This is a genomic window from Ruegeria sp. YTSC004, from assembly GCF_059609805.1.
Genome location: NZ_JBXWMJ010000005.1, coordinates 269,649 through 290,410 on the forward strand (window position 1 = coordinate 269,649; position 20,762 = coordinate 290,410).

At 54.8% G+C, this 20,762-nt stretch carries 17 protein-coding genes; 6 read left to right on the forward strand and 11 right to left on the reverse strand.

Annotated features, from left to right (window positions below; genetic code table 11):
* Nucleotides 1–709: 709 nt before the first annotated feature.
* A complete protein-coding gene (locus AC2FFP_RS11835) occupies nt 710–2,305 on the reverse strand; it encodes a GMC family oxidoreductase (RefSeq protein WP_496881064.1) in 1,596 nt (531 codons plus the stop codon).
* 109 nt (nt 2,306–2,414) lie between these two features.
* Here AC2FFP_RS11835 and AC2FFP_RS11840 point away from each other — a divergent pair, with 109 nt between their 5' ends.
* The 4 genes from AC2FFP_RS11840 to AC2FFP_RS11855 all read left to right on the forward strand — a co-directional run bounded on the left by AC2FFP_RS11840 (nt 2,415) and on the right by AC2FFP_RS11855 (nt 6,534).
* Nucleotides 2,415–3,653 carry a TRAP transporter substrate-binding protein gene (locus AC2FFP_RS11840; protein ID WP_496725938.1) on the forward strand — a complete coding sequence of 413 codons (1,239 nt, stop codon included), beginning with the start codon at nt 2,415–2,417 and terminating at the stop codon, nt 3,651–3,653.
* Between the two features lie 66 nt (nt 3,654–3,719).
* Nucleotides 3,720–4,385 (forward strand): TRAP transporter small permease, encoded by a 666-nt coding sequence (locus AC2FFP_RS11845; RefSeq protein ID WP_496725939.1) that lies wholly within the window; start codon nt 3,720–3,722, stop codon nt 4,383–4,385.
* Nucleotides 4,385–5,743, forward strand: coding sequence for a TRAP transporter large permease (locus AC2FFP_RS11850; RefSeq protein ID WP_170561336.1), 1,359 nt, complete (start codon nt 4,385–4,387; stop codon nt 5,741–5,743). Before AC2FFP_RS11845 ends, AC2FFP_RS11850 begins: the two co-directional genes overlap by 1 nt.
* A gap of 11 nt (nt 5,744–5,754) precedes the next feature.
* Complete coding sequence (locus tag AC2FFP_RS11855; protein ID WP_496739001.1) at nt 5,755–6,534, forward strand: IclR family transcriptional regulator; 780 nt, start codon at nt 5,755–5,757, stop codon at nt 6,532–6,534.
* 208 nt (nt 6,535–6,742) lie between these two features.
* Here the strand turns inward: AC2FFP_RS11855 and AC2FFP_RS11860 are convergent, their stop codons facing one another.
* Complete coding sequence (locus AC2FFP_RS11860; RefSeq protein ID WP_496881065.1) at nt 6,743–7,660, reverse strand: DMT family transporter; 918 nt, start codon at nt 7,658–7,660, stop codon at nt 6,743–6,745.
* 75 nt (nt 7,661–7,735) lie between these two features.
* Here AC2FFP_RS11860 and AC2FFP_RS11865 point away from each other — a divergent pair, with 75 nt between their 5' ends.
* Nucleotides 7,736–8,614, forward strand: a complete 879-nt coding sequence (locus AC2FFP_RS11865; protein WP_496844603.1) for a LysR family transcriptional regulator — start codon at nt 7,736–7,738, stop codon at nt 8,612–8,614.
* 455 nt (nt 8,615–9,069) lie between these two features.
* Here the strand turns inward: AC2FFP_RS11865 and AC2FFP_RS11870 are convergent, their stop codons facing one another.
* From AC2FFP_RS11870 to AC2FFP_RS11890, 5 genes are all read right to left on the reverse strand, one after another.
* On the reverse strand, nt 9,070–10,323 hold the full coding sequence (locus AC2FFP_RS11870; RefSeq protein WP_496881066.1) for a carbohydrate porin: 1,254 nt from the start codon (nt 10,321–10,323) through the stop codon (nt 9,070–9,072).
* 76 nt (nt 10,324–10,399) lie between these two features.
* A complete protein-coding gene (locus tag AC2FFP_RS11875; protein WP_170568149.1) occupies nt 10,400–11,572 on the reverse strand; it encodes a dipeptidase in 1,173 nt (390 codons plus the stop codon).
* Nucleotides 11,573–11,598: 26 nt separating this feature from the next.
* Complete coding sequence (locus AC2FFP_RS11880) at nt 11,599–12,000, reverse strand: hypothetical protein (protein WP_496881067.1); 402 nt, start codon at nt 11,998–12,000, stop codon at nt 11,599–11,601.
* Between the two features lie 119 nt (nt 12,001–12,119).
* Entirely contained in the window at nt 12,120–13,514 is a 1,395-nt protein-coding gene (locus tag AC2FFP_RS11885) for a metal-dependent hydrolase family protein (RefSeq protein ID WP_496881068.1), read from the reverse strand.
* Between the two features lie 183 nt (nt 13,515–13,697).
* Nucleotides 13,698–15,071 (reverse strand): metal-dependent hydrolase family protein, encoded by a 1,374-nt coding sequence (locus tag AC2FFP_RS11890; RefSeq protein ID WP_170568146.1) that lies wholly within the window; start codon nt 15,069–15,071, stop codon nt 13,698–13,700.
* On the opposite strand from AC2FFP_RS11890, the gene AC2FFP_RS11895 reads away from it, so the two are divergent.
* Nucleotides 15,046–16,215 carry an AraC family transcriptional regulator gene (locus AC2FFP_RS11895; RefSeq protein ID WP_496881069.1) on the forward strand — a complete coding sequence of 390 codons (1,170 nt, stop codon included), beginning with the start codon at nt 15,046–15,048 and terminating at the stop codon, nt 16,213–16,215. The two genes, AC2FFP_RS11890 and AC2FFP_RS11895, sit on opposite strands and share 26 nt — an antisense overlap.
* Before the next feature lie 579 nt (nt 16,216–16,794).
* Here AC2FFP_RS11895 and AC2FFP_RS11900 read toward each other — a convergent pair.
* The 4 genes from AC2FFP_RS11900 to AC2FFP_RS11915 are packed head-to-tail and all read right to left on the reverse strand — an operon-like array spanning nt 16,795 to nt 20,698.
* Complete coding sequence (locus AC2FFP_RS11900) at nt 16,795–17,397, reverse strand: amino acid synthesis family protein (RefSeq protein WP_496770597.1); 603 nt, start codon at nt 17,395–17,397, stop codon at nt 16,795–16,797.
* Nucleotides 17,398–17,410: 13 nt separating this feature from the next.
* Entirely contained in the window at nt 17,411–19,510 is a 2,100-nt protein-coding gene (locus tag AC2FFP_RS11905) for a CoA transferase (RefSeq protein WP_282119694.1), read from the reverse strand.
* A complete protein-coding gene (locus AC2FFP_RS11910; protein ID WP_496707697.1) occupies nt 19,507–20,307 on the reverse strand; it encodes an alpha/beta fold hydrolase in 801 nt (266 codons plus the stop codon). The genes AC2FFP_RS11905 and AC2FFP_RS11910 overlap by 4 nt, the downstream gene beginning before the upstream one ends.
* Nucleotides 20,300–20,698, reverse strand: a complete 399-nt coding sequence (locus AC2FFP_RS11915) for a RidA family protein (RefSeq protein ID WP_282119696.1) — start codon at nt 20,696–20,698, stop codon at nt 20,300–20,302. Before AC2FFP_RS11915 ends, AC2FFP_RS11910 begins: the two co-directional genes overlap by 8 nt.
* Nucleotides 20,699–20,762: the final 64 nt, after the last annotated feature.

Genomic DNA, 20,762 nt, shown 5'->3' on the forward strand with positions numbered 1-20,762 from the left:
GGTCAAATGTCCCATTGGTTCCGGCACTCAATCTGATGCTGGTTGGGAACTGGGCTTCAAAAAACCAAGTAAAGCAAAGCTGAACGATGTTTGCGGATCGTCGTCAAAATGAGTGCAACGTTTACGGAAGCCTCAGCCCTCGATAGTCCGGACTGTTGGAAATTTTTTTATGAGACCAGTCGGAGATGGATGGGTTCCCGACACCTGCAGACCTCATTCAATTATTGTAGTCATCCCTACCGTAAAGTTTGTGCGATATCAATTTTGCAATCTGACTTCAGCGATAACTCACTCATTTCAGATACTGATCTTGTTAAGGAAACTCGAAATTCCGCAACTCGGTTTCACCAGCTTTTGTTTCAAAAACTGTTACATTCCAACCGCGCTCTTTTCCTACGGTCGCGGCCCAAAGAAATAAGTCTCAGCCGGTTGCAGACAGCCATTACCCATTGTCGTCGATCTTGAGCAGTACAGCGTGACTAACTTTCCAATCATATTGGTCAAAAGGCCGACCTTGGCATTCTCAATGCCATCTCTGTATTTCTGTCCAACAAGTAAGCCGCTTTTTGATCCGTATAGCTAAACGATTCAAAGCAGACTTTCGTTGTACCGCGATCAACGTGCGTGTTTGTGCCAATTTCTGCGACGTGTCCCAACTTGCGGAACTTACCTATGTCGGACCGGCATAACGATACGTAGTGCCCAAAACTCACTTGTTTGCGCTTAGCAACTCACTGGCTTTTTCTCCGATCATAATCGCTGGCGCATTGGTATTGCCGCTGACGATTTCCGGCATGATTGAGCAATCGGCGACGCGCAGATTTTCGATCCCTTTGACCTTCAGGTTTGGGTCCACAACAGAGCTTTCCGAGGTGCCCATCGCGCAGGTGCCTGTCGGGTGATAAATTGAGACAGAATTCGAGCGCGCCCAATTTAGAGTGCCTTCATAGTCATCGCGCGATAGATCCGAGGTTGGTCGGAACTCTTCAGAAATCTTAGAAGCCAGTGGATTATGCCGGGCGATGTCCCGCGCGATGTTCACGCCGTCGACGATCGTTGTGCAATCAGTTTCCGTCGACAAATAGTTTGGAATGATCTTGACGTAACTGGCCGGATCGGGGCCATCCAGACGCAGTTCTCCGCGGCTTTCCGGCCTCAGCTGACAGACGGACATTGTGAAGGCTGAAAACGGGTGCACGCCCTCTCCGGGGCTGTCGGCAGACCAGGGTTGAACGTGGAATTGAATGTCAGGAGTCTGAACTTCGGGGCGGGTTTTCAGAAATCCGGTGGCCAGGCTGGCCGCCATTGTCATAGGTCCGGCCCGGAATAGTGCGTATTTCAGCGCGATCCGCGCCTGATTGAACAGGCTACGCACTTCATCATTCAGCGTTGGCTCGTTGCATTTGAAAACCAGGCGTGCCTGCAAGTGATCCTGCAGCCCTTTGCCGACGCCGGGTAGCGAGTGAACGGGTTCAATGCCGTTGGCCTTCAGATGATCTGGATCTCCGATGCCTGATAACATCAAAATCTGAGGTGAGTTGATGGCACCACCGGACAAGATGATTTCGCGGCGCACTTTGATCAACTTCACTTCACCCGACCGGTCGCGATAAAGAAGTCCGGTTGCTTTTTTTCCGTCCAGTTCGACCTTGGTCACCAATGCTCGGGTAATGATGTTCAGGTTCGGCCTGTTCCTGATCGGTTTGAGGTATGCAACGGCGGCACTGCAACGACGACCATTACGAGTGGTCAGTTGAAAGTAGCCAACGCCTTCCTGATCGGCCCCGTTGTAGTCAGGATTAAACGGGTAACCCGCCTCTTGGGCGGCGGCGACCCAGGCGTCACAGATTGGTCGCCGAATGCGCATGTTGGATACCGACAGCGGGCCGCCCGTACCGTGAAACGCGTCTTCGCCGCGTTCCTGATCCTCGCTGCGTTTGAACAGAGGCAAGACGTCATCCCATCCCCAGCCAACGTTGCCCATCTGACGCCAGCGGTCATAGTCCTCTTTCTGACCGCGAACATATAAAAGCCCGTTCAACGAGGATGATCCACCAAGGACCTTTCCGCGCGGCCAATCGATCGAGCGTCCATTCAAACCCGGATCTGGTTCAGTGCGGTAACACCAATCCAATGAAGGGTTATGCATGGTTTTGAAGTATCCAACCGGTATGTGAATCCACGGGTTGGTGTCAGGTCCGCCAGCTTCCAACAATGCCACTGTTGTGCTGGGGTCAGCGCTTAGCCGATTGGCAATGACACAGCCCGAAGAGCCTGCTCCGACGACTGCATAATCCACCTCCATGACGGTCTCCTCCCAAGGTAACTGAAAAAAACACTATGCAAATTGCTGGAACTATACTAGCATTTTTTGATACAAAACGTCTCAATAATTGCGATCAGGGAGGTAAGCAATGGAGATCGGTAAGAAACTAAGCGGTGTCTCACGGCGGGATTTTTTCCGTGTAGCCGGGCGCTATGGCATGAGTTCAACGCTGCTGGCAGCGGGTGGCTTTGGCGGCGCAATGAGTTTGGCCAATTTGGCGCAAGCTGCAGAATCAACTTATGAAAAAAGGTTCTCGAAAGAACCCAAGCACACGCTGAAATTCGGTGCATCAGGTTTCAATACGCGCAACCTGCTGATCGAACGGGCAGGGGCCATCGAATTCGCCCGAGATCTGGAAGAACGCACAGACGGTGAGATTCGGATCGAGTTCATTGGCGACAACCAGATCTGCGGACAGCTGAGTTGTGTTGAGAAGACGCAGCAGGGAATCGTCGACATCTATGCGGCGTCGACCCAGAACTCTGCGGGCGGTGCGCCATATCTGAACGTGCTGGACTATGCCTATATGTTCCCCAGCAGGGCGGCCCAATATCATTTCTTCTACAGTCCCGAAAGCCAGCGCATTCTGCGAGACCCCCTCGAAAAGCGCCACGGGCTGAAGTTCCTGTTCACCCATTGTGAACTGCGCGGCCTGCAAATGGGCTCGACCTTCTCTGACAAACCTACAGTCACCAAACTGGAAGAACTGTTCGGGACAAAGAACCGTGTGACAGGGACACAGCTAGGCCGGATCGCCATGCAGCTACTGAACCTGAATCCGGTACCGGTGGCGTGGGAAGAAACCCTGGATGCCCTAAAAACCGGCCTGATTGACGGGGCGGAGACCTGGGCATCAGCCGTTGCATACGCGAACATGGCTCCGGTCGTTTCCCAATCTGTGAACCTCAAGTTCTTCTGCGGAACCGAACACACGTCGATGTCAGCCAAGGTGTTCGACGGACTAGGTGGAGAGCTGCAGGACGCCGTTATGGAATCGTCCTATTTCACACAGGCCCTTATTCAGGGTGCGAACGAAGCTGCACTGCTGAACACGGTCGGTTTCTCGGATCCGCAGCTGCCCAACACGATCTTTGCCGAAAACGGTGTTCGTGCGGCGTTCCTGGCTGACGATCAGATCAAGCTGGCCGAAGAGATGTGCGCGCCGAACTTCAATCCTGAACCATGGGCGCAGTGGCGTGAGCGACTGAACAAATGGGCAGGTGGCATCGACACCTATCAGGAAATCTACGACATCGCGCGCGAAATTCCGGCAGACACACTGCCCGAAAACGTTGAGCCCCGCCGTTGGTGGAAAGGCGCGGCCTGATCTAACATTTCGAACCGGCCCCTCGTGGGCCGGTTTCTCTAAACACCGACTGGGAGGACGGGGTTCATGTCATTTTGGGCAGATATCGGGGCAATTTTCAGCGCCTTGCTCACTCGCGATTCATTCGAAATCCAATCCGCATTGGAATCTGACGCCGCCTGGGTTGTCGGCACTGTTGCCGCTGCGCTCGGCGGTTTTCTCGTGATGCTGATCTATCGCAAAGTGCCCTTTGTTGAACGCCACTTCGAACGGTCGATCATGGTCTATTCCTATCTGGCCATTGCGTTGATCATCTTCTGGGGTGTGATTGATCGCTTTGTCTTCAACGATCAGGAACCCTGGTCCACCACCATTCCTCCGCTTCTGTTCATGATAATGGCCTGGTTTGGTGCGTCCTATAATGTCCGCTTGCGCACGCATCTTAGCTTCAGCGAGTTTCGCACCGCGATGCCACGCGGCGGTCAACTGGCGTGTTTGTTTTTGGATGCCATTTTGTGGTTCATCTTTGCAGTAATCGTCATCGTGACCACAACACGCCTCGTGGCGCTGTCGGCCTCGAACTTCCAGATCGTGCTTGGGACAGACAACATCATGCAGTGGTGGTTTCTGTTGGCCGCGCCCGTGTCCTTCTTTCTGATGGTTGGCCGAGTGTTTCAAAACCTTGCTGACGACTTGCACAACTGGAAAACCGGAGAGCCGCTGATCAAGCAGGCCGTGATAGGGGCAGACTGATGACAGACGGAACTTTAGTTACACTTATTTCGCTGGGCGTGACGTTTCTGTTCATGTTGGGCGTACCGGTACTGCTTGTCATCGGATACTGGGTGATCGGATGCTCATTCGTTCTGGGCCTGACACTCGACAACATGGGTGCAGAGCTGCTGAACGTGTTCAACAAAGGCTTCGCCCTGTTGGCGATGCCGCTGTTCATCCTGACCGGGGACCTAATCAACAAGTCGGGGATCGCGCGGCGGCTGAGTGATTTTGCCTATTCCTGTTTAGGCTGGATACGCGGCGGGCTGGCTATGGCATCGCTTGGGGCATGTGGATTGTTTGCGGCGATTTCCGGGTCGAACTCTGCAACGACCGCAACCATCGGTTCAATGCTGCACCCTGAGATGGTTAAAGGCGGCTACGACGAACGCTTTAGCGCGGCCACGGCGGCGGCGGGCGGTACGGTCGGGATCATCATCCCGCCATCCATCATCTTTATCGTCTACGGGTTCTTGATGAACCTTCCTATTTCCGAGCTGTTTGTCGCCGGTATCCTGCCTGGCGCGCTGATGGTCTTTGGCATGCAGTTTGCATGCTGGATCATTTGCCGGATCAACGGCTGGGGCCACTTGATCCCGCTGCAACTGAACCGGATCCTAAAAACCGCCTTTGGCGCCTGGCTTGGGTTCTTTGCCATCGGGCTTGTGCTTTGGGGCATTTATACTGGCAAATTCTCCCCCACCGAGGCTGCGGGCGTCACAGTTGGCTTCTGTGTGATCGCCGGATTGGTCAGTTATCCGATCAACAGAATAATGGGTGCGCGCGACGATGTTTCACCCACCGAAAAGAGCTTTGCTGAAATGTTCGTCGTAGAAGGGTTTACGATCCCTGAGATACCTTCGATCGTGATCCGTTCGGCCCAGATCACCGGCATTCTGGCCCCTCTGATTGCGATCTCGGTTGTCATGCAACAGATCTTGTCGTTGCTTGGCGCACAACAAACGATCGGAGATTTCGTGACTTCGATGGGGGGATATTACGCGGTTCTGTTCACATCGATGGTCATTGTCTTCTTCTCAGGCATGGTGCTGGAAAGCTTGCCCGTGACGATTATCCTTGCGCCGATCCTCGCACCAATTGCTGCGTCGGTGGGTGTGGACCCGATCCACTTTTCGGTGATCTTCCTTGTGGGTGCATCGATTGGGTTTATCACGCCGCCTTATGGTCTGAACCTCTATGTTGCGTCAGGTGTGACAGGCGTGCCGTACTTCCGGTTGCTGCGCTACACCGTTCCGTACCTTGTGGCTCTGCTCTCTGTATGGATTTTGGTTTCTCTGGTGCCTGATCTGGCCTTGATACTTCTGCCAAACAACTAGAGTTTAGCGGAATGGCAAACGCAGATACACGAGAGAAAGAAACCCAAATCCCGACGAACCTGCGTTTGCTATTTCTCCTTGAAGAGGTTGCAAGGCGCGGTGTCGCAGTCAAACCGTCAGACCTGATTGAATCATTGGGTCTGGCAAAACCAACGGTCCATCGGTTGCTGCAAACGGCCGAGGCCGAAGGGTTCCTTCAACGAGACCTCGATGGCCGATCGTATGGACCCGGACCACGGTTGCGAGAGCTTTCGGTAAACACGGTGTCATCGGAGCATCTTCGAACTGCTCGTCTCGCGATCCTTCGGGGCGTCGCCGACGAAATTGGCGAAACCTGCAACCTCGCCATCCCGGATCGGGAAGGAATGATTTATCTGGACCGGGTGGAAACGGAATGGCCCTTGAGGATTCAATTGCCGATTGGCACTCAGGTTCCGTTTCATTGCACTGCCAGCGGAAAGATGTACCTGTCCACGCTTCGTCAAAACACGCTGGATGGGTTTCTTTCCGCCCGTAAGCTGAACCCGAACACCCAAAAAACAATAACTGACCCAGAAGCATTGCGCGCAGAAATCTTGGGTATCGCCCAAAAAGGATACTCAACGGACGACGAGGAATTCATGCCCGGGATGACCGCAATAGCTGTCCCCGTCCTGGATAAACACAATCGGCTTGTGGCAACATTGTCTGTTCACGCGCCAACCCAGCGTCACGAAATGCAAAGTTTAGTGCAGTTTCTGTCGCTCTTGCAGTTTGGAGCAAGCAAATTATCGGGATTGCTTTCGTCATAGAAAAGCGTCGGGATTTAAGCTGCCCTTTGAAGCGACACAAATCTGATCGTTTCTTCTGCCAATTACCCTTTGGGAGATTTCGGCCCTCGGCCAAGCAACGATCTACCGTTATTGCCCCGGATGTTTGAACACGTTGAGGTCCGCTGCGACAGCCAGCAATCAATCTACGAAAAACTGTCTAGCCGCCTGTTTCTTGGCATATATAATGTCATCCTCGGTTGGTGAGTGAAACTCCGGCTATCACCAGCGCACCGCCCACCAGCATGGAAACCTCAACCGGTTCGCGCAAGATAGCCGCCCCAAGGGCTACCCCGAAGACGGGGACGAGATTGGTGAATACTGCCGTACGCTCAGGTCCAAGCGAGTGTACCCCCCGATAGTACCAAACAAATGGCACGACTGTTCCACCAATGGCCAGATAGATGATGGCCAAAGTGCAGGTGAACGTGGGCAATTGCGACAGTTGCACGGGACCGGCGAGCGGCAACCCCAATACCAGAAACACAAACCCAATTAGTGCAGCCCAGGTGGTTGCCGCCAGTGGCGAGAGGCTTCCTAAGGCTTTGCGTCCAAGAAGCGTATAGCCCACCCAACTACCCACCGCTGCCAGCATGAACAATTCTCCCTGCCCAAAACTCTGCCGGACGTCAGTCATCAGTCCGGCAACGTCCCCTCCGCTAATCACGATCACGGCCCCGGCTAGTGCCACACAAATCCCGGCAACTTGCGCAATCGGTAGGAGCCGTCGCGTAATCAGCCCCCCGGCTAGAGCCACGGCTATCGGATTGAAGGCAACAAACAGTGCCGTTCGCGAAGCTGGCATCTCAGCTAGAGCGGCAAAGAAGAACAGGTTGTAAAGGCAGACGCCGGACAGTCCCAGAAGCCCCATCAACACGCTCTGCCGCCAGGTGAGGCGGGGCAAACCACCTTCCGCTTTCCAGACAAGATAAAGCAATACCAGAGACGCCAGGCCAAACCGAGCAGTTGCCGCGACCAGAGGGGGCATTTCACCCGAAACGACGCGGCCGGCAACAAATGTGCCGCCCCACAGGAAGGCCACCATTGAGAGCCGGACGTAAAGCAAAGCGCTCTGCGACGCTATGGGATATGACAGGGCTTGGGACATGGAAACACCTAAAACATCGGATTGCCCATGCCGAATTTCAGTTATACTATGTTATAGTCAAATGAGTATTTACTTATGACTTTTGGCCAGCTTGATATTTTTGTCACTCTTGCCGAAACGCGCGGGTTTACGGCTGCTGCATTGCGACTTGGGATAAGTCAGCCCGCAGTGTCTCATGCCCTCAAGAGTCTTGAGGATGAGCTTGGCATCACGCTTTTTAATCGCACCGTCTCCCCAATCGAACTGACCCCGTTGGGCGAACGACTTCTATCCCGCGCACGCGAAATTCTTGGGCTAGCCGACGCTATGCATCAGGAGGCCTCGGAATATCGTGGAGTGCAGACCGGCAGACTGCGCATTGGGTCTTTTGGTGCAACGTCATCATTGCAGATATTGCCGCGCCTTCTCGAAGCATTTCATGCTGCCCATCCCGGTATCGAAGTACTGATTGAAGAAGCCGCTGACGATGAGATTATCCGTTGGATCGAAGACCGGCGCATTGATCTTGGTTTTGTCGTGTTACCAGATGAACGCTTCCGGACCTGGCCTGTGGCACAGGACCAGTTTGTCGCCTTGGTTGCTGCTGATAATACTTTGGCCAAGCAATCCTCAATCCGATTGGAGCAACTGTGCGAAATGCCATTCATCATGCCGGGTTCTGGTTCTGCCCGGATCATCCGTCGTCTGTTCACGCAGTCCCGTCTTAGCCCAAATGTGCGGTATCGGACATCGCAGATGCTAAGTACTTTGACCATGGTGGCACGCAATCAAGGCGTCTCGGTCGTGGCCGAGATGGCCTTGCCGCCAACGAACGGAAAAGAGGGCTGGGTCAGCAAACCGCTCAATTCAGTCAGGACACGAAAGATTGGGCTAGCGATGCATCCGCACGCAACACCATCCCCTGCGGCGGTCGCTTTTGTTGAGGTCGTAAAAGAAAGTAGAGACGATCTTTGACGACGTGTGCAAGGGAAAGAAGCGACATCTCGATTTGAACTTTTGATTCAATTCGAACATAAGAAAACACCTCTTGAACTAGAGGATTGCCCAGCACAGCGGACATCGGTGTTCCTCATTGTTGACTATCGAATGTCTGCTGTGAGCCCAAACTTGCCGCTGGAGGATAGGTTGCGAACGTCTGCTTTGCCCTCTCTCTCACTGAACTCGGGCTACGGTTGTGGTTTTGAGCACCGGGTTTCGAAAGGGAGTTACGCTACATTCGGCTTTCAACGCGAACCTGTGTTGCTAAAACTGTGACAAGCTTCTCGAAAACGGAGTTTTCAACTTTGTCAGAGAAGCCTTCCAATCATAATTAGCCTGCAACTCTGCATTGACTTGACGGGCGGGTTAATCAGCGGAAGCTGGCCTACAGAATACCAAGTATGAGGATGAGGTTTCGTGTTTTTTCTGTCTTATAAGTTGAATCTCAACCTCAGCCCGAACACCAGAGGATCATCATCGGTGAAGCCGGGATTGTTCAGATACTGGACATCTGCCGTAAGCGCGAGGTTGTCGGAAATATCTAAGCGATAAAACGCTTCGACGGTGGTTTGCGTGTCAAGGTTTTGATCGGATGGGTCGGCGACCGTCACGCCAAACCCGATCAAGTCGTCATAAAACCCGGGGCGCCACATGACCCCGGCGTTGACCGCACGTCTGGCAATCGGGGCATCGCCGTCGGACCAGCCAAGGCGACCGAACAGCATAATGCTTTCGTCAAGGGTCACATTGCCTGACAGCATCGCTCCGAGACTGCTGGGCACACCAGCGTCATCTCTGTCATCCACATGGAATACACCGAGATGAACATTGGTGAGGTATCGCTGGTCTCTGGCAGGCGTCCAGCCGATCTCACCGTAGGTGAAAAACTCCGAACCGCCGGGAAACCAGTCTACATCCGTCAATGATCCATTGGCATCGCTGACCAAGCCAAGCGCATAGATCTGATCTGTAAAGTAACCTCCGCCAGCAACGCCAAAGCCAGGATCGGGAATGGGAAGGACTGGACTGAACAGAATTGAAAAATTCGAAAAAGTCGTGCGCGGGTTCACGTAGCCAAGGATATCGGAATAGTCGCCGGGGTCAATGCGACCGGCCACGAAGCCTCCGTTGATCCCGGACAGGGCCTGCGACCAATACGCGACCGACAGTGTAGAGTCCGTGTCGCTGAATGTCGTTGCCGTGACACCGAGATACCCAATTTCGCCCGCGAGACTGCCCGGCGCGATATCCGTGCCCAAACGATGACGGTTTTCGAGGATAAAGACGAAACTGCCTGCATTGTCGGTCCCACGATTCAGCAATTCCCAGTTGCCAATGATCCGCGCCTGCCCCGAAGCGGCCTCGTCGGTGCCACTCAGGCTGTCTGAAGACTTCTGGTAGAGCGCTTGGTAGTCGAAGGACAAATTCAACCCAGTGCGTTTGGCAAAAGCCTCGCGCGACTGTTCGAGGGGATCGAAAAACCGATCCAGCCCCGGCAATCTGGAATCCTCAAGACGCCGGAGCCTGTCCTGCTCTAATTGCGCCTGAGCCGACGCTGGCCCCCCAAGCGATGCGGTGGCAGCCGCCTCCAACTGCCGTACCGTGCTGTTTTCTTGGGCTGACGCGCCCGAAGCGATGGCACCGGCAAATAAGAAAGCAACTATTTTGATGTGCTTCTTGGTCATACTCGTCCTTCGTTTAGGGTGGCAGCGGGTCATTCACGAATCAACCGGCCCGTGCGCGGCATATTTTCAAAGCGACCTACTCTCCCCAATTCGCTTCATAAAGGCGCATCAGATTGCCACCCATCAATCCGCGGATTTCGCTCTCGCTCCAACCGTGCTGTTCCTCCAGAACTCGGGAAACCGCCCATGCGTCGGCGGGCGGGGCCATCTGAGTTGGCAGACCATATCCCTGTTCCGGCGGGTACTTTTCGGGATTCCCAATAATTGGACCAAGTGCGACGGCATAGTTCTCGACATAATCGACGCCGAAGCAGGTTGCCTGTTTTCCGACAAGTTGACCGATGTAGTTGATATGCTTGGCAATGGCCTCCGGCGTAGCCTGAACTTGCCCATTCAGAAAGCCACCAAGGAAATTCACGCATACAACGCCACCGGTAGCAGCGACGGCTCGGATTGCTTCATCCGATACATTTCGAAGGTTCTCGTACAACGCGTACGAGTTGCTATGCGAAATCATCATCGGCTTGGTGGTAAGCTCTGCTGCTTCTATGCAAGTTTCCCATGAAGAGTGTGAGCAATCGACGATCATGCCAACACGGTTCATCTCGGCGACCACAGCTGCGCCCAGCTCGGTAACGCCCATGTCACTCGCCAAGGGGTCATTGTCGACCATACCAGCAGAATAGGGGCCGGTTTGATTGTACGAAAAATTCATCTGGCGGATTCCGAGATCCCAATAGCGCTGAACGTTCGCGATATCCTCGTCGAGCATATCCATGCTTTGCGAGTTCAGCATCACAGCAACAACGCCTGCCTCCTTGGCATCAATCAAATCCTGAACTGTCGTCGCCAGCGTGAAACGGTCAGAGTTTTCGTCAATCCACGCCTTCATGACATCAATCCGTTCGAGAACGGCGAGAGCACCTTCGGAGCCGTTGGATATCGTTGTGCTGAACGCAGCGTATCCATACTCCTCGTAATGATTGGCAAGGCTCTCCCAATCCTTGAGCAGGAAGTCGATACTCTCGAACCCGGGCGAGCCGACCGCAAGCGCATCGATCATTAGGGCGTCGACATACCGCTCCCGATATGCCAAATCGCCCTGCCTCGCCTCATCCCCGCGGGGATCAGCCATTTCCACAAGTTTCTCGATACGCGCGGCGATTTCCTCTTCGCTTGGCGGTGCTTGTGCAAAAACCGGACCGCTCAAAACCACCGCTGCAAGAGCAAGTTTGGTAACCTTTTTCATGCTTTCATCTCCTTTTTCACGACCCGTTACTTCAGATCATCCTGCGCTTTGATCTCAGGTACGCGGGACAACGCTTCGGCCATGTCCGCGCTGCTCATCAGTTCGATCATCTGGTAGTCATCGAGCAGCCCATCCCCAAGACGGCTGACGTAAAACGCCTGAATGAACGTGGGATCGTCAGGTAGCGAAACGGTGATGTGGTTTTTCCCGTTTCCGAGGCCCCAGTAGTAACTGAGAAGCTCCCCGCCAAGCGCCTCAATTCCACCTTTGACGCTAGCTGCGCGATCACCTGGATTTGCGATCTGCATTTCCCACGCGGCACTGTTGGACGTGCCGATGAAGAGAAATGTGCGCATGTTTTGGCTGTCTTCTGCATTGACCAATGTGGCGTATCCCGCCAGAAGAGCGCCCAGCATAAGATGTTTCATTGTGCGTCCTTTCAATGCTGAGCCTGCGGCGAGACGAAACAGGCTACTGTTTGGATGCTCGCGCCAAAAAAGGCGCGATCCGGCGCAGGCATAGGCAGAGTACAAAAAACCTCTGCTTATCACTCCAGCGTGTTCTTGTAGATCACGCCGTCTTTCATGATCATTCGAATGCTTGGGACATCCTGCCCGCGTGGCGGCGCATCAAACCATGTGTCCACCGCGCCGATGGCCGAGATGTCTTCAAGTGGGTTCCCGTCTACGATCAGAATGTCGGCGTAGGCGCCTTCTTCGATCACACCAAGCTTGCCTTCAGGGTAAGGGTTTCCTCGCCCGGTCAGCGCCGCCAGTTCGCCACCATTTGAGGTCATCATCTGCAATGCCCAGAGGTTGCCAAACTCACGCGCGACAAACGCCTTCGTAAAATCCATTGACTGGCGATAAGGGACACCCGTGAGAAGCACGTAATCGGAATCGAACACCATCTTCGGCTTGTATTTTTTTACAAGATCCATCAGCTGCTTGCTGTTTTCCCGCAACCACAGAAACTTCGCCGTCGGCGGGAAAGTCGGGTCCTGATGCATCGGGTGTTCCAGAGCTTCGGGCGCAAGCGCAGTCAGGTTGGGCGAAAAGAACGCCTCTTTTTCGACCAGCTTCTGCATCGTCGGTTCGGTAATGGTCAGGCCGTGGTCTACCACTTTGACACCAAGATCGAGCGCACGGGACAGGTCGCTGTCCATAAATACGTGCATAGCGACGTATGAGTCCATATCGCCTGCAACCTCTACTGCAGCAGAAATCTCTTCGTTTGTGAAAGCAGACTGATATATCGGGTCCTTGATCGATGTCACGCCACCGCTGACCATGATCTTGAGATAGTTTGCCCCTAAAGCAAAATTCCTCCTCGCACCCTGAAGCACCTCGGCGGGCCCGTCCACCAATCTGGTGATCTCCAGTCGCTCAAGATTGCTCTCGTTCTTGCGCTGACCAGCGATACCCCAGTCGCCGTGTCCGCCCGTTTGGCTAAGGCATGCGCCGGAGGAATAAATTCTTGGGCCGGGAAGTGATCCTTCATCAATAACCGCTCTCAGCCCACCATGAGCGCCGCACATATCGCGAACCGTTGTAAAGCCCATCGCCAACATTTCCTGCGCGAATGCGGCAGCACGTGCGCCAATCTCTTCCCATGTGGTGTCCTGAAGCCCCGGGATAGTCCCGTTCTTGTACATGTTCACATGCACATGGCTGTCGATAAGTCCAGGCATGAGCGTACGACCGTCTCCGTCAATGACGGTCACATCCACTTCTTTGGTCTCGATGCCGCGTTCCGTTTGAACGGTGAAGGAGTAGCCGTCGATGCCGCCGACTGGATCAGGCAACCGCTTGGATCCCCCGGTGCGCACATCGACTTCCCACTTCCCGCCCTCAGGAATGTCAGCGTCAATCTTGTGAATCTTGTTGCCTACCACGAGCACGTCGACGTCCTTGAGTCCGTCATTCACTCCATCAAAAACCATCACATTCTTGAAAAGTGTAACAGGGGGGATGTCACCTGTGGCCTCTTGTGCAAAAGCCGCGCTTGTTGTGAGAGCCAGTGCGCTCGCCATCATTGTAGATTTGCCGAGGTATTTCATAGGCTTCCTTTCCCTTCCGCTATCGGGGTGCGCGGGGTGCCGAGGTTAATTCACCCCGCGCGACACTCAATCGAGTGTATTCTTGTAAATCACGCCGTTTTTCATGATGATTTTCAGATTGGCGTCCGGCTCGGCCAGCAGCAGGATGTCCTCCAGCGGGTTGCCATCGACCAGCAGAAGATCGGCATAGGCACCTTCCTCGACCACGCCGAGGGGGCCGTCTTGATACGGGTTGTTCAAGCCGGTCAGTTGGTTCATGCGGGCGCCGTTCGACGTTGCGATGCGCAGAATGTCATATGCGCTGAAACCCGCTTCGTGCAGATATCCGATTTCGTCGTTCATCTTCTTGTCCTGCTCAAGCGTCTGATCCCAGTTGTTCACAAGGTCTGTGCCCAGTGTGTAGAGATCAATCATGCCCGGCGTCGTCTGGATCACTTCGATCATATTGGCCGCAGCATCCCGCACACTTTTCCATTTCACGAAGGACGCTGGCGTGTAAAAGGCTTCAGCTTGTTCGGTGGTCACCGAGTAGACCGGGGCCACCGCCGTCGCGAACATGATCTGCTTTTCGACCATGATCTCGGCAGCCTCCTTGGTTAGGAACGGGATGTGTTCAATCGTCTTGGCACCATTGTCGATGCAGTTGCGGATCGCCTGTTCGGTGAACACATGGCAGGTGACATAGGTGCCCCACTGCGCGGCCGTTTTGACCGCCATCTGAATCTCGTCAGCCTGATACTGAAGTGAGTGCAGCGGATCGAACTCTGACGTAACCCCGCCGCTGACCATGATCTTGATCTGGGTTGCCCCGCGACGCAGGTTTTCACGCACAGCCATTCGGATTTGCTCAGGTCCGTCGGCGATAAAGCTCATGTCCGTTTCGACCCAATGCGACGGCCCCTGACCCGACAATGTGGGATGCCGGTCGTTTAGTTTGCGGAAATCAGCATGGCCGGATGTCTGGGTGATAAACGCTTCCGAGGAATAGATACGTGGGCCCGGAAACATTCCGGTGTCAATTATGCGGGCGATGGATTTGGCCGGTCCTCCAAGGTCGCGCACGGTTGTGAACCCGTTCATGAGAATGCGCTGGGACCGGATCGTGGCGACGCCGCCAAGATGAAAGGGCGTGATATTCTGGCGTAACCCGTCGCTGAGCGGATTGAATACTGTAAGATGCACGTGCTGGTCATGCATACCCGGCATCAACGTGCGCCCACCGCCGTCGATGATCTGGACATTCGCTACAGCCAGAGGCTCGGTCGAAACTTCGGCAATCAGGTTGTCAACCACCAGAACATTGGCATTTTCGATCCGCTCTTCGTTCACGCCGTCAAAGACATGCACGTTGGTGAAGAGGATCGGAAAGCTTTCCTCTTGAGCAAATGAATATGTTGCGACCGCTGAAAGAAAAGTGGCGACCGTTAAACTTTTGAACATTTTGGAGTTCCTTCGTGGCAATGCACTGCTCTGCACGATTGTATCTTTGCGTGTGGCGCTCAGACTGTCATTAGCATTGTGGTTGAAATGCATAAAAAAATGCTCGAAAATGCGAATGAAAAAATTGAACTGTGAGTGTTCGGGTCGACAAATGAAACTCCCAACTGTTGAATGCTCGATGGCGCAACCTTTTGTGTCCCTTGCCCTCAGCCATGGCCTTGAAGTTGACAAATTTCTTGAGCCATCCGGCCTCAGTCTGAAGGACGTGCAGCGCGGCGAAGCGTTCATGGCAGGGCAGCATTGGTACGATCTGATCGACAATTTCGCGAAGGCATTGAGTAACCCGCATTTGGGGTTTGACGTCGGTGCGAATGCGGCTCTCAAGACATTGCCCAACCTGTCGATCCTTGAAACTCAAAGCGCGTCGCTCGGTGACCTTTTGATATCGCTAGTTGTGGACGTGGGCAGGATTTCGTCCATGGCGACCTACAATCTCGAGACCGACGGTCATGTCGCCAGGTTAGATGCAAAACGCACATTCAAGCCATCTTCTCCACCTGGCCAAGTCGACGGCTATTATCTGGGATTTATGGTTCGACTAGTTCGATCCGTCTGCGGTCCCGACTGGGATTCCAAAAAGCTACATTTCTGGGTTTGCAAACCTGATTGCATACCTGATTGGCAGAAAAAGGAGATTTCGGTACGCCAGACCAATCGCTTGGGCGCTCGCATCGAGTTTCCAGCGAACTGGTTGCTGCTTCGGTCCGGGGGTGGGCAAAGCCAGAATCTCCCGGAGAACGTCACAGGCGCCGACGACTTTCTTCAGCAAACCCGCGATTTGCTTGAACTGCATCTCGACAAGCAACCTGCCACCCTAAACTGGTTTGCCGAGTTGTATTCGCAAAGCCCCGACCGTTTGAAACGCACCTTCCGAGCCAATGGTACAAGCTTCAAAGCAGAACTGGAAAGATGTCGGGCGAAGCGAGCGAAGACATTGCTTGTAAACAGCCAACTTTCGATAAAAGAAATTGGTGAAAGTGTTGGGCTTCTGGACCAACCCAGTTTTCACAGGAGTTTCAAGCGATGGACCGGGATGACTCCGAATGAATTCAAGAAACGCAATCAGATATGCAACTCTGACTGATCGTTAAGCTAAAGATTACCGCTCCAAGATTCATAAGCGACGACGCAAGTCCCAACTTACTGCAGGCGTTGGCTCGCTTCGGATATCCGGCGTTTTTCCGTGGGACTTCAACGCCGCGAAAAGCGTAAAGACTCGGCCATACCGACTCAACAGGCTTCTCACGGGCGTTTCGGATATGGGCTGATACGGCCCCCGCAGCTTTCAAACGATCCAACAAATACGCTAAGCCCGCGAACGAAGCGCACTTCTGGAAAGCGGTCATTGATCAAATGGTGGCTTTGTCCTGCACAGCAGACTTTGAGCGTTTTTCGCCAAATGACCGATATGCGGACAGACCTGCCGTTAAGTTTTTCGCTCTCAATGACCGCTTCATGTGCTTTGCACCCGCAGCGAAAAGCACGTCGGGCTAAAGTGGCCTTTCGCTGCGAGGGCGATGGGCAACTATCGAGCCACCGAAGCCGACGTTCGCCTTTTTATTCATAGCTTGGGAAATTCCCACTAGGGTAGTCCAAACCCACCTCTATAGTTTGGGCGAGGTCATTGCACGCCTTGGTTTGATCGCGTGCAGATCGCGTCTGCTCAAACACCGGCAGGGTTCTCTACGTCGCGCCCCAAGGCTGCAAGATCAGAATATCGATCTCCGATACGATGATGTGGACGTCCTCGGGTCGCGGCCCCCAATGCGACGACAAGTTCATTCACATCAGGTGCGTCATAGATGGAAAACTGAACGGTCAGATAATGCGAGCGCCGACCCGTATCATGTTTGTCCATCAACGGGATCTGGATCTGGGTGTTTGCCGGTCCGCGCGTGTTAGTGAAACCAAGATAGCTTTTGGCATCAACGGCCTCGCGGTAGAAATTGCCAAACTGCAAAGTGTGGATCAGCGCCGAAGCGTGCTCCACTTCGCAGCTGGTTCCGGCGATGCAGGCTTTTCCGTAGGCCTCTATTGCGTCGCCCGAACCTGCCAATGTAATCAGGCGATCGGTCAGTATTTTGCCCAGAACGGGAGCCATGCGCTGGATCTCTGGCTGCAGGTCTTCGACGAACCCACGCCCCGCCCAGGGGTTTTCCACTACGGCTGCCACTCCGATCATGCGCAAGACAGGGTCAGAGGCACGTCCGCCTTCGGTATGGATGTCTTCGTCAAATGTAATGACTTTGCGCAGTTCGGGTATCATGGGAATTCTCCTGTCAGATGTGATATTTGTGATTTCCGGACAGTCTGTGCACAACGCCTTCGACTTCGGTTCCCTGATATATGCCGAAGGTGCCATGCCGGTGCTCTTGCGCGTATCTGCGCAAGAGAGAACGCTCGGCATCGTCGGACACCCGCGACAGTGGCAAGATATCAAGGGAGAAAAACGTCAACCCGGTATCGGCATCGCCCTGCACGCGCGCGTGATAGACGATGCGTTGCGCACCCGTTTCCGTGACCTGATAGACAGCATAAAGTTGCGTCAATTCTGCCTTCATCAATTCATCGCCCAGAGCCTTGAGTAAGGCCTGTGTCGAGGACGCGGATGGCAGCGTCACACTTCCGTCAGCCTCTTCTTTCAGCAGCAACCCGCCTTCGTGTGCCAAAACAGCCGCGATTGTCACATCACCTTTGGTTGCTGCTTCGGTCACCGCACGGTCCAACCCAAGATCAAAGTATGCGCCCTTGTAGTACCCCAGAGGATCCCCATCGGATGTCTCGAAGTCGAGCACACAACCAATAAGGATCAGATGATCCCCTGCATCCACCAGCCTATGTTGCGCGCAGCCAAAGCTGGCAAGGGCACCATCGATAACGGGCATGTCTTGCGCATTGGGATGCCATTTGACGCTGTTGAACTTCTCTGGCGACTGCGAGGCAAAGAGGCCCGAAACCTCCTTTTGATCATCTGCCAGAATGTTGACCGTGAAATGATCACAGGTTGCGAATGTGTCGCAGGAAAGTGCAGCCTTGCCGATGCAGACCAGCAAGAGTGGTGGGTCGAGCGAGACAGAAGAGAAGGAATTTGCCGTAAAGCCACGCGGCGTGCCGTCAGACTGGCGGGTCGTGACAACCGTGACCCCCGTGGCGAAACGCCCAAAGGCGTCGCGCAGGGTGCGCTTGGTTTCCGGTGCCATGGGTGATGAGGTTGGCGTCAGGGTCTCAAGCACGTCATTGTCCGCCCCCAGAGCGGGTGGCGGGTTCAATGTCCCATGCCCGTGCGCGCCAAAGCGCAGCGGGTTGGCGGCAACCGTCCAGGGCCTCGTTTCAGCATCCGGGCCGTGCACCTGTGTGAGCATTTTACGAGCCTCGATATGGGGGTCGCGGGCAATGTCCTGAATGGTGTTTAATGGGCCAAAGGGAACCTCACCGCCCAGTGTTTTGGTCAGCTCAGCTTTGCTCAGCTTTGAGAACCAGCCTGAGACCAGGCGGTCAACCTCACCCGCGTGGGCAGCCCGTGCGCTGCGCGAGGCAAACCGGGGATCAGTACCAAGGGCAGGCTTCCCCATCAGCTCAGTCAAACGGCGCCAAAACGCATCGTCGACGATGCCAAGCGCCACGTGCCCGTCCGCTGCCGGGTACAATCCGAACGGGCTGAGAAAGGGGTGCCCGTTGCCTTCGGGCCCCGGCACCTTGTCGGTGTAATCATGAAGGTAGACCATGCGCTCGCACAAAGAGATCATGGCGTCGTACATGGCCACGTCGACGAACTGTCCTTTGCCGGTTGCTTCCGCCTCGCGCAAGGCGGCCATGATGCCAAAAGCCATCATCATGCCGGTGAAGATGTCGCCGACGCCGGGGCCGGTCTTGGTGGGGCTGTCGGCGTTCGGCCCGGTGATGGACATCAATCCGCCCATAGCTTGCGCTACCACGTCATAGGACGGCCAGTGCGCATATGGGCTTGTCCCTGTGCGCGGATCGCCAAATCCTCTGATTGCCGCATAGACGATTCTTGGGTTCAGCTCGGCGAGTGTTTCATAAGAAAGGCCCAGGCGATCCATCACGCCGGGCCGAAAGTTTTCGACAATGACATCCGCAGTGGCGGCAAGCGCGCGAAACTGGTTCTTTCCCCCATCTGATTTCAGGTCCAGTTGGATGCTCTTCTTGCCGCGGTTCAAACTGACGAAGTAACCGGCCCAGTTGTGATCGGGATCATCGTCGCGGAATGGGCCATTGCCACGGCTCGTATCGCCCGTACCCGCTTCGATCTTGATCACCTCTGCACCGTGATCCGCAAGGTGCATGGTGCAGTAAGGGCCGGATAACATGCGGCTCAGATCCAGCACGCGCAGACCTTTCAGGATTTGTGTGCTCATATGGCCATTTCCAGACCATCAAGAAAGCCGCGCAGGGGGGCGTTCACGGCGTCGGGGTTTTCGGCCAGCGCCATGTGACGGAGACCCGAAAGGATAACAGCCTTTGATTGCTCAATCTCTGCGGCTATGGCGCGGGTCATTTCGGGGCCGTTGCCATAGTCTTCGTCGCCGGTGATCACCAGTACAGGACAGCTGATGGGCGGCGTTGGGGCCACGATTTCGTCGATGCCATCCGCCAATACACGATAGATCGTGTGATAAATGCTAATGTCGTTTGCCTTTACCCAGCCGCGCACGGTGTCCATCATTGCCGGGTTGGCCTGTCGGAAATTTGCCGTAAACCAGCGTTCCAACGCGGCCTCCACAGTGGCTTGTGGTCCGTCTCGGCGGGCTTGATCGACACGTTTTAGAATAGCAGCCTGAGCCGCATCGGTGCGTTTGTGGGGTGAGTGCAGGATTGCCAGTGCGTCCGCCCTGGCCGGACGGTCCTGCGCAAACCGACGCGCGATCATGCCGCCAAGGGAAAACCCCACCAAGGTCGCTGAGCGGACATCACAGTGATCCAGTAGGGCCGCCAGTTGATCCGAAAACAGCGATAGACTCGGCCTCGCGGGCGGCGGTGTACTTTGTCCATGTCCGAAAAGGTCATAGTGCAGCACGCGGTATTGATCACTCAGCGCGGGGGTCGTCCACTGCCAACAGTCATGGTTCAGACCCAGGCCGTGGATCATCACCACGACCGGCCCAACCCCAGGCCCAGCCCAGCTGTAGGCAGTACCATCAGGCGCCTTAAGCATCGTCTAACGGGCGGTAGGCGACCACCTCGACCTCTACCCGGACATCGACCAGCAGATCGCTGACCACCGCCGACCGAGTGGGCGGTTCTATTGGAAAGTACTCCCCGTAGACCGCATTGAAACCGGGAAAGTCGCTGCGATCCCGCAACCAAACCATCGCTTTGATCACATCATCGCGGGTGCAGTCCGCCAGCGCCAGCGTGGCGGTGATGTCATCCAGCACGGCGCGGGTTTGCTCCTTTACCGTGCCGGTGGTCATAGGCGCGCCATCTTTCATGGGGATTTGCCCGGTCAGATACACAAAATCACCCGCCCGTATGGCACGCGACAGGGACAAGACCCGCCCGCCAATTTCAAGCGGGCCGCCAATCACTTGCTTTTTCTTCGCCATAAATACGGCCTCCCTTGCGGCAAGCCTGCCTTGATCCATCAAAAGCGCTTTCAGATTTTTCGAC

Coding starts and splice junctions, on each gene's coding strand:
- AC2FFP_RS11850 (WP_170561336.1), top strand. CDS start 4,385: ATGACAGACGGAACTTTAGTTACACTTATTTCGCTGGGCGTGACGTTT.
- AC2FFP_RS11870 (WP_496881066.1), bottom strand. CDS start 10,323: ATGACCAAGAAGCACATCAAAATAGTTGCTTTCTTATTTGCCGGTGCC.
- AC2FFP_RS11835 (WP_496881064.1), bottom strand. CDS start 2,305: ATGGAGGTGGATTATGCAGTCGTCGGAGCAGGCTCTTCGGGCTGTGTC.
- AC2FFP_RS11855 (WP_496739001.1), top strand. CDS start 5,755: ATGGCAAACGCAGATACACGAGAGAAAGAAACCCAAATCCCGACGAAC.
- AC2FFP_RS11910 (WP_496707697.1), bottom strand. CDS start 20,307: ATGCTTAAGGCGCCTGATGGTACTGCCTACAGCTGGGCTGGGCCTGGG.
- AC2FFP_RS11885 (WP_496881068.1), bottom strand. CDS start 13,514: ATGGTTTTTGATGGAGTGAATGACGGACTCAAGGACGTCGACGTGCTC.
- AC2FFP_RS11840 (WP_496725938.1), top strand. CDS start 2,415: ATGGAGATCGGTAAGAAACTAAGCGGTGTCTCACGGCGGGATTTTTTC.
- AC2FFP_RS11845 (WP_496725939.1), top strand. CDS start 3,720: ATGTCATTTTGGGCAGATATCGGGGCAATTTTCAGCGCCTTGCTCACT.
- AC2FFP_RS11915 (WP_282119696.1), bottom strand. CDS start 20,698: ATGGCGAAGAAAAAGCAAGTGATTGGCGGCCCGCTTGAAATTGGCGGG.
- AC2FFP_RS11875 (WP_170568149.1), bottom strand. CDS start 11,572: ATGAAAAAGGTTACCAAACTTGCTCTTGCAGCGGTGGTTTTGAGCGGT.
- AC2FFP_RS11900 (WP_496770597.1), bottom strand. CDS start 17,397: ATGATACCCGAACTGCGCAAAGTCATTACATTTGACGAAGACATCCAT.
- AC2FFP_RS11905 (WP_282119694.1), bottom strand. CDS start 19,510: ATGAGCACACAAATCCTGAAAGGTCTGCGCGTGCTGGATCTGAGCCGC.
- AC2FFP_RS11880 (WP_496881067.1), bottom strand. CDS start 12,000: ATGAAACATCTTATGCTGGGCGCTCTTCTGGCGGGATACGCCACATTG.
- AC2FFP_RS11865 (WP_496844603.1), top strand. CDS start 7,736: ATGACTTTTGGCCAGCTTGATATTTTTGTCACTCTTGCCGAAACGCGC.
- AC2FFP_RS11890 (WP_170568146.1), bottom strand. CDS start 15,071: ATGTTCAAAAGTTTAACGGTCGCCACTTTTCTTTCAGCGGTCGCAACA.
- AC2FFP_RS11860 (WP_496881065.1), bottom strand. CDS start 7,660: ATGTCCCAAGCCCTGTCATATCCCATAGCGTCGCAGAGCGCTTTGCTT.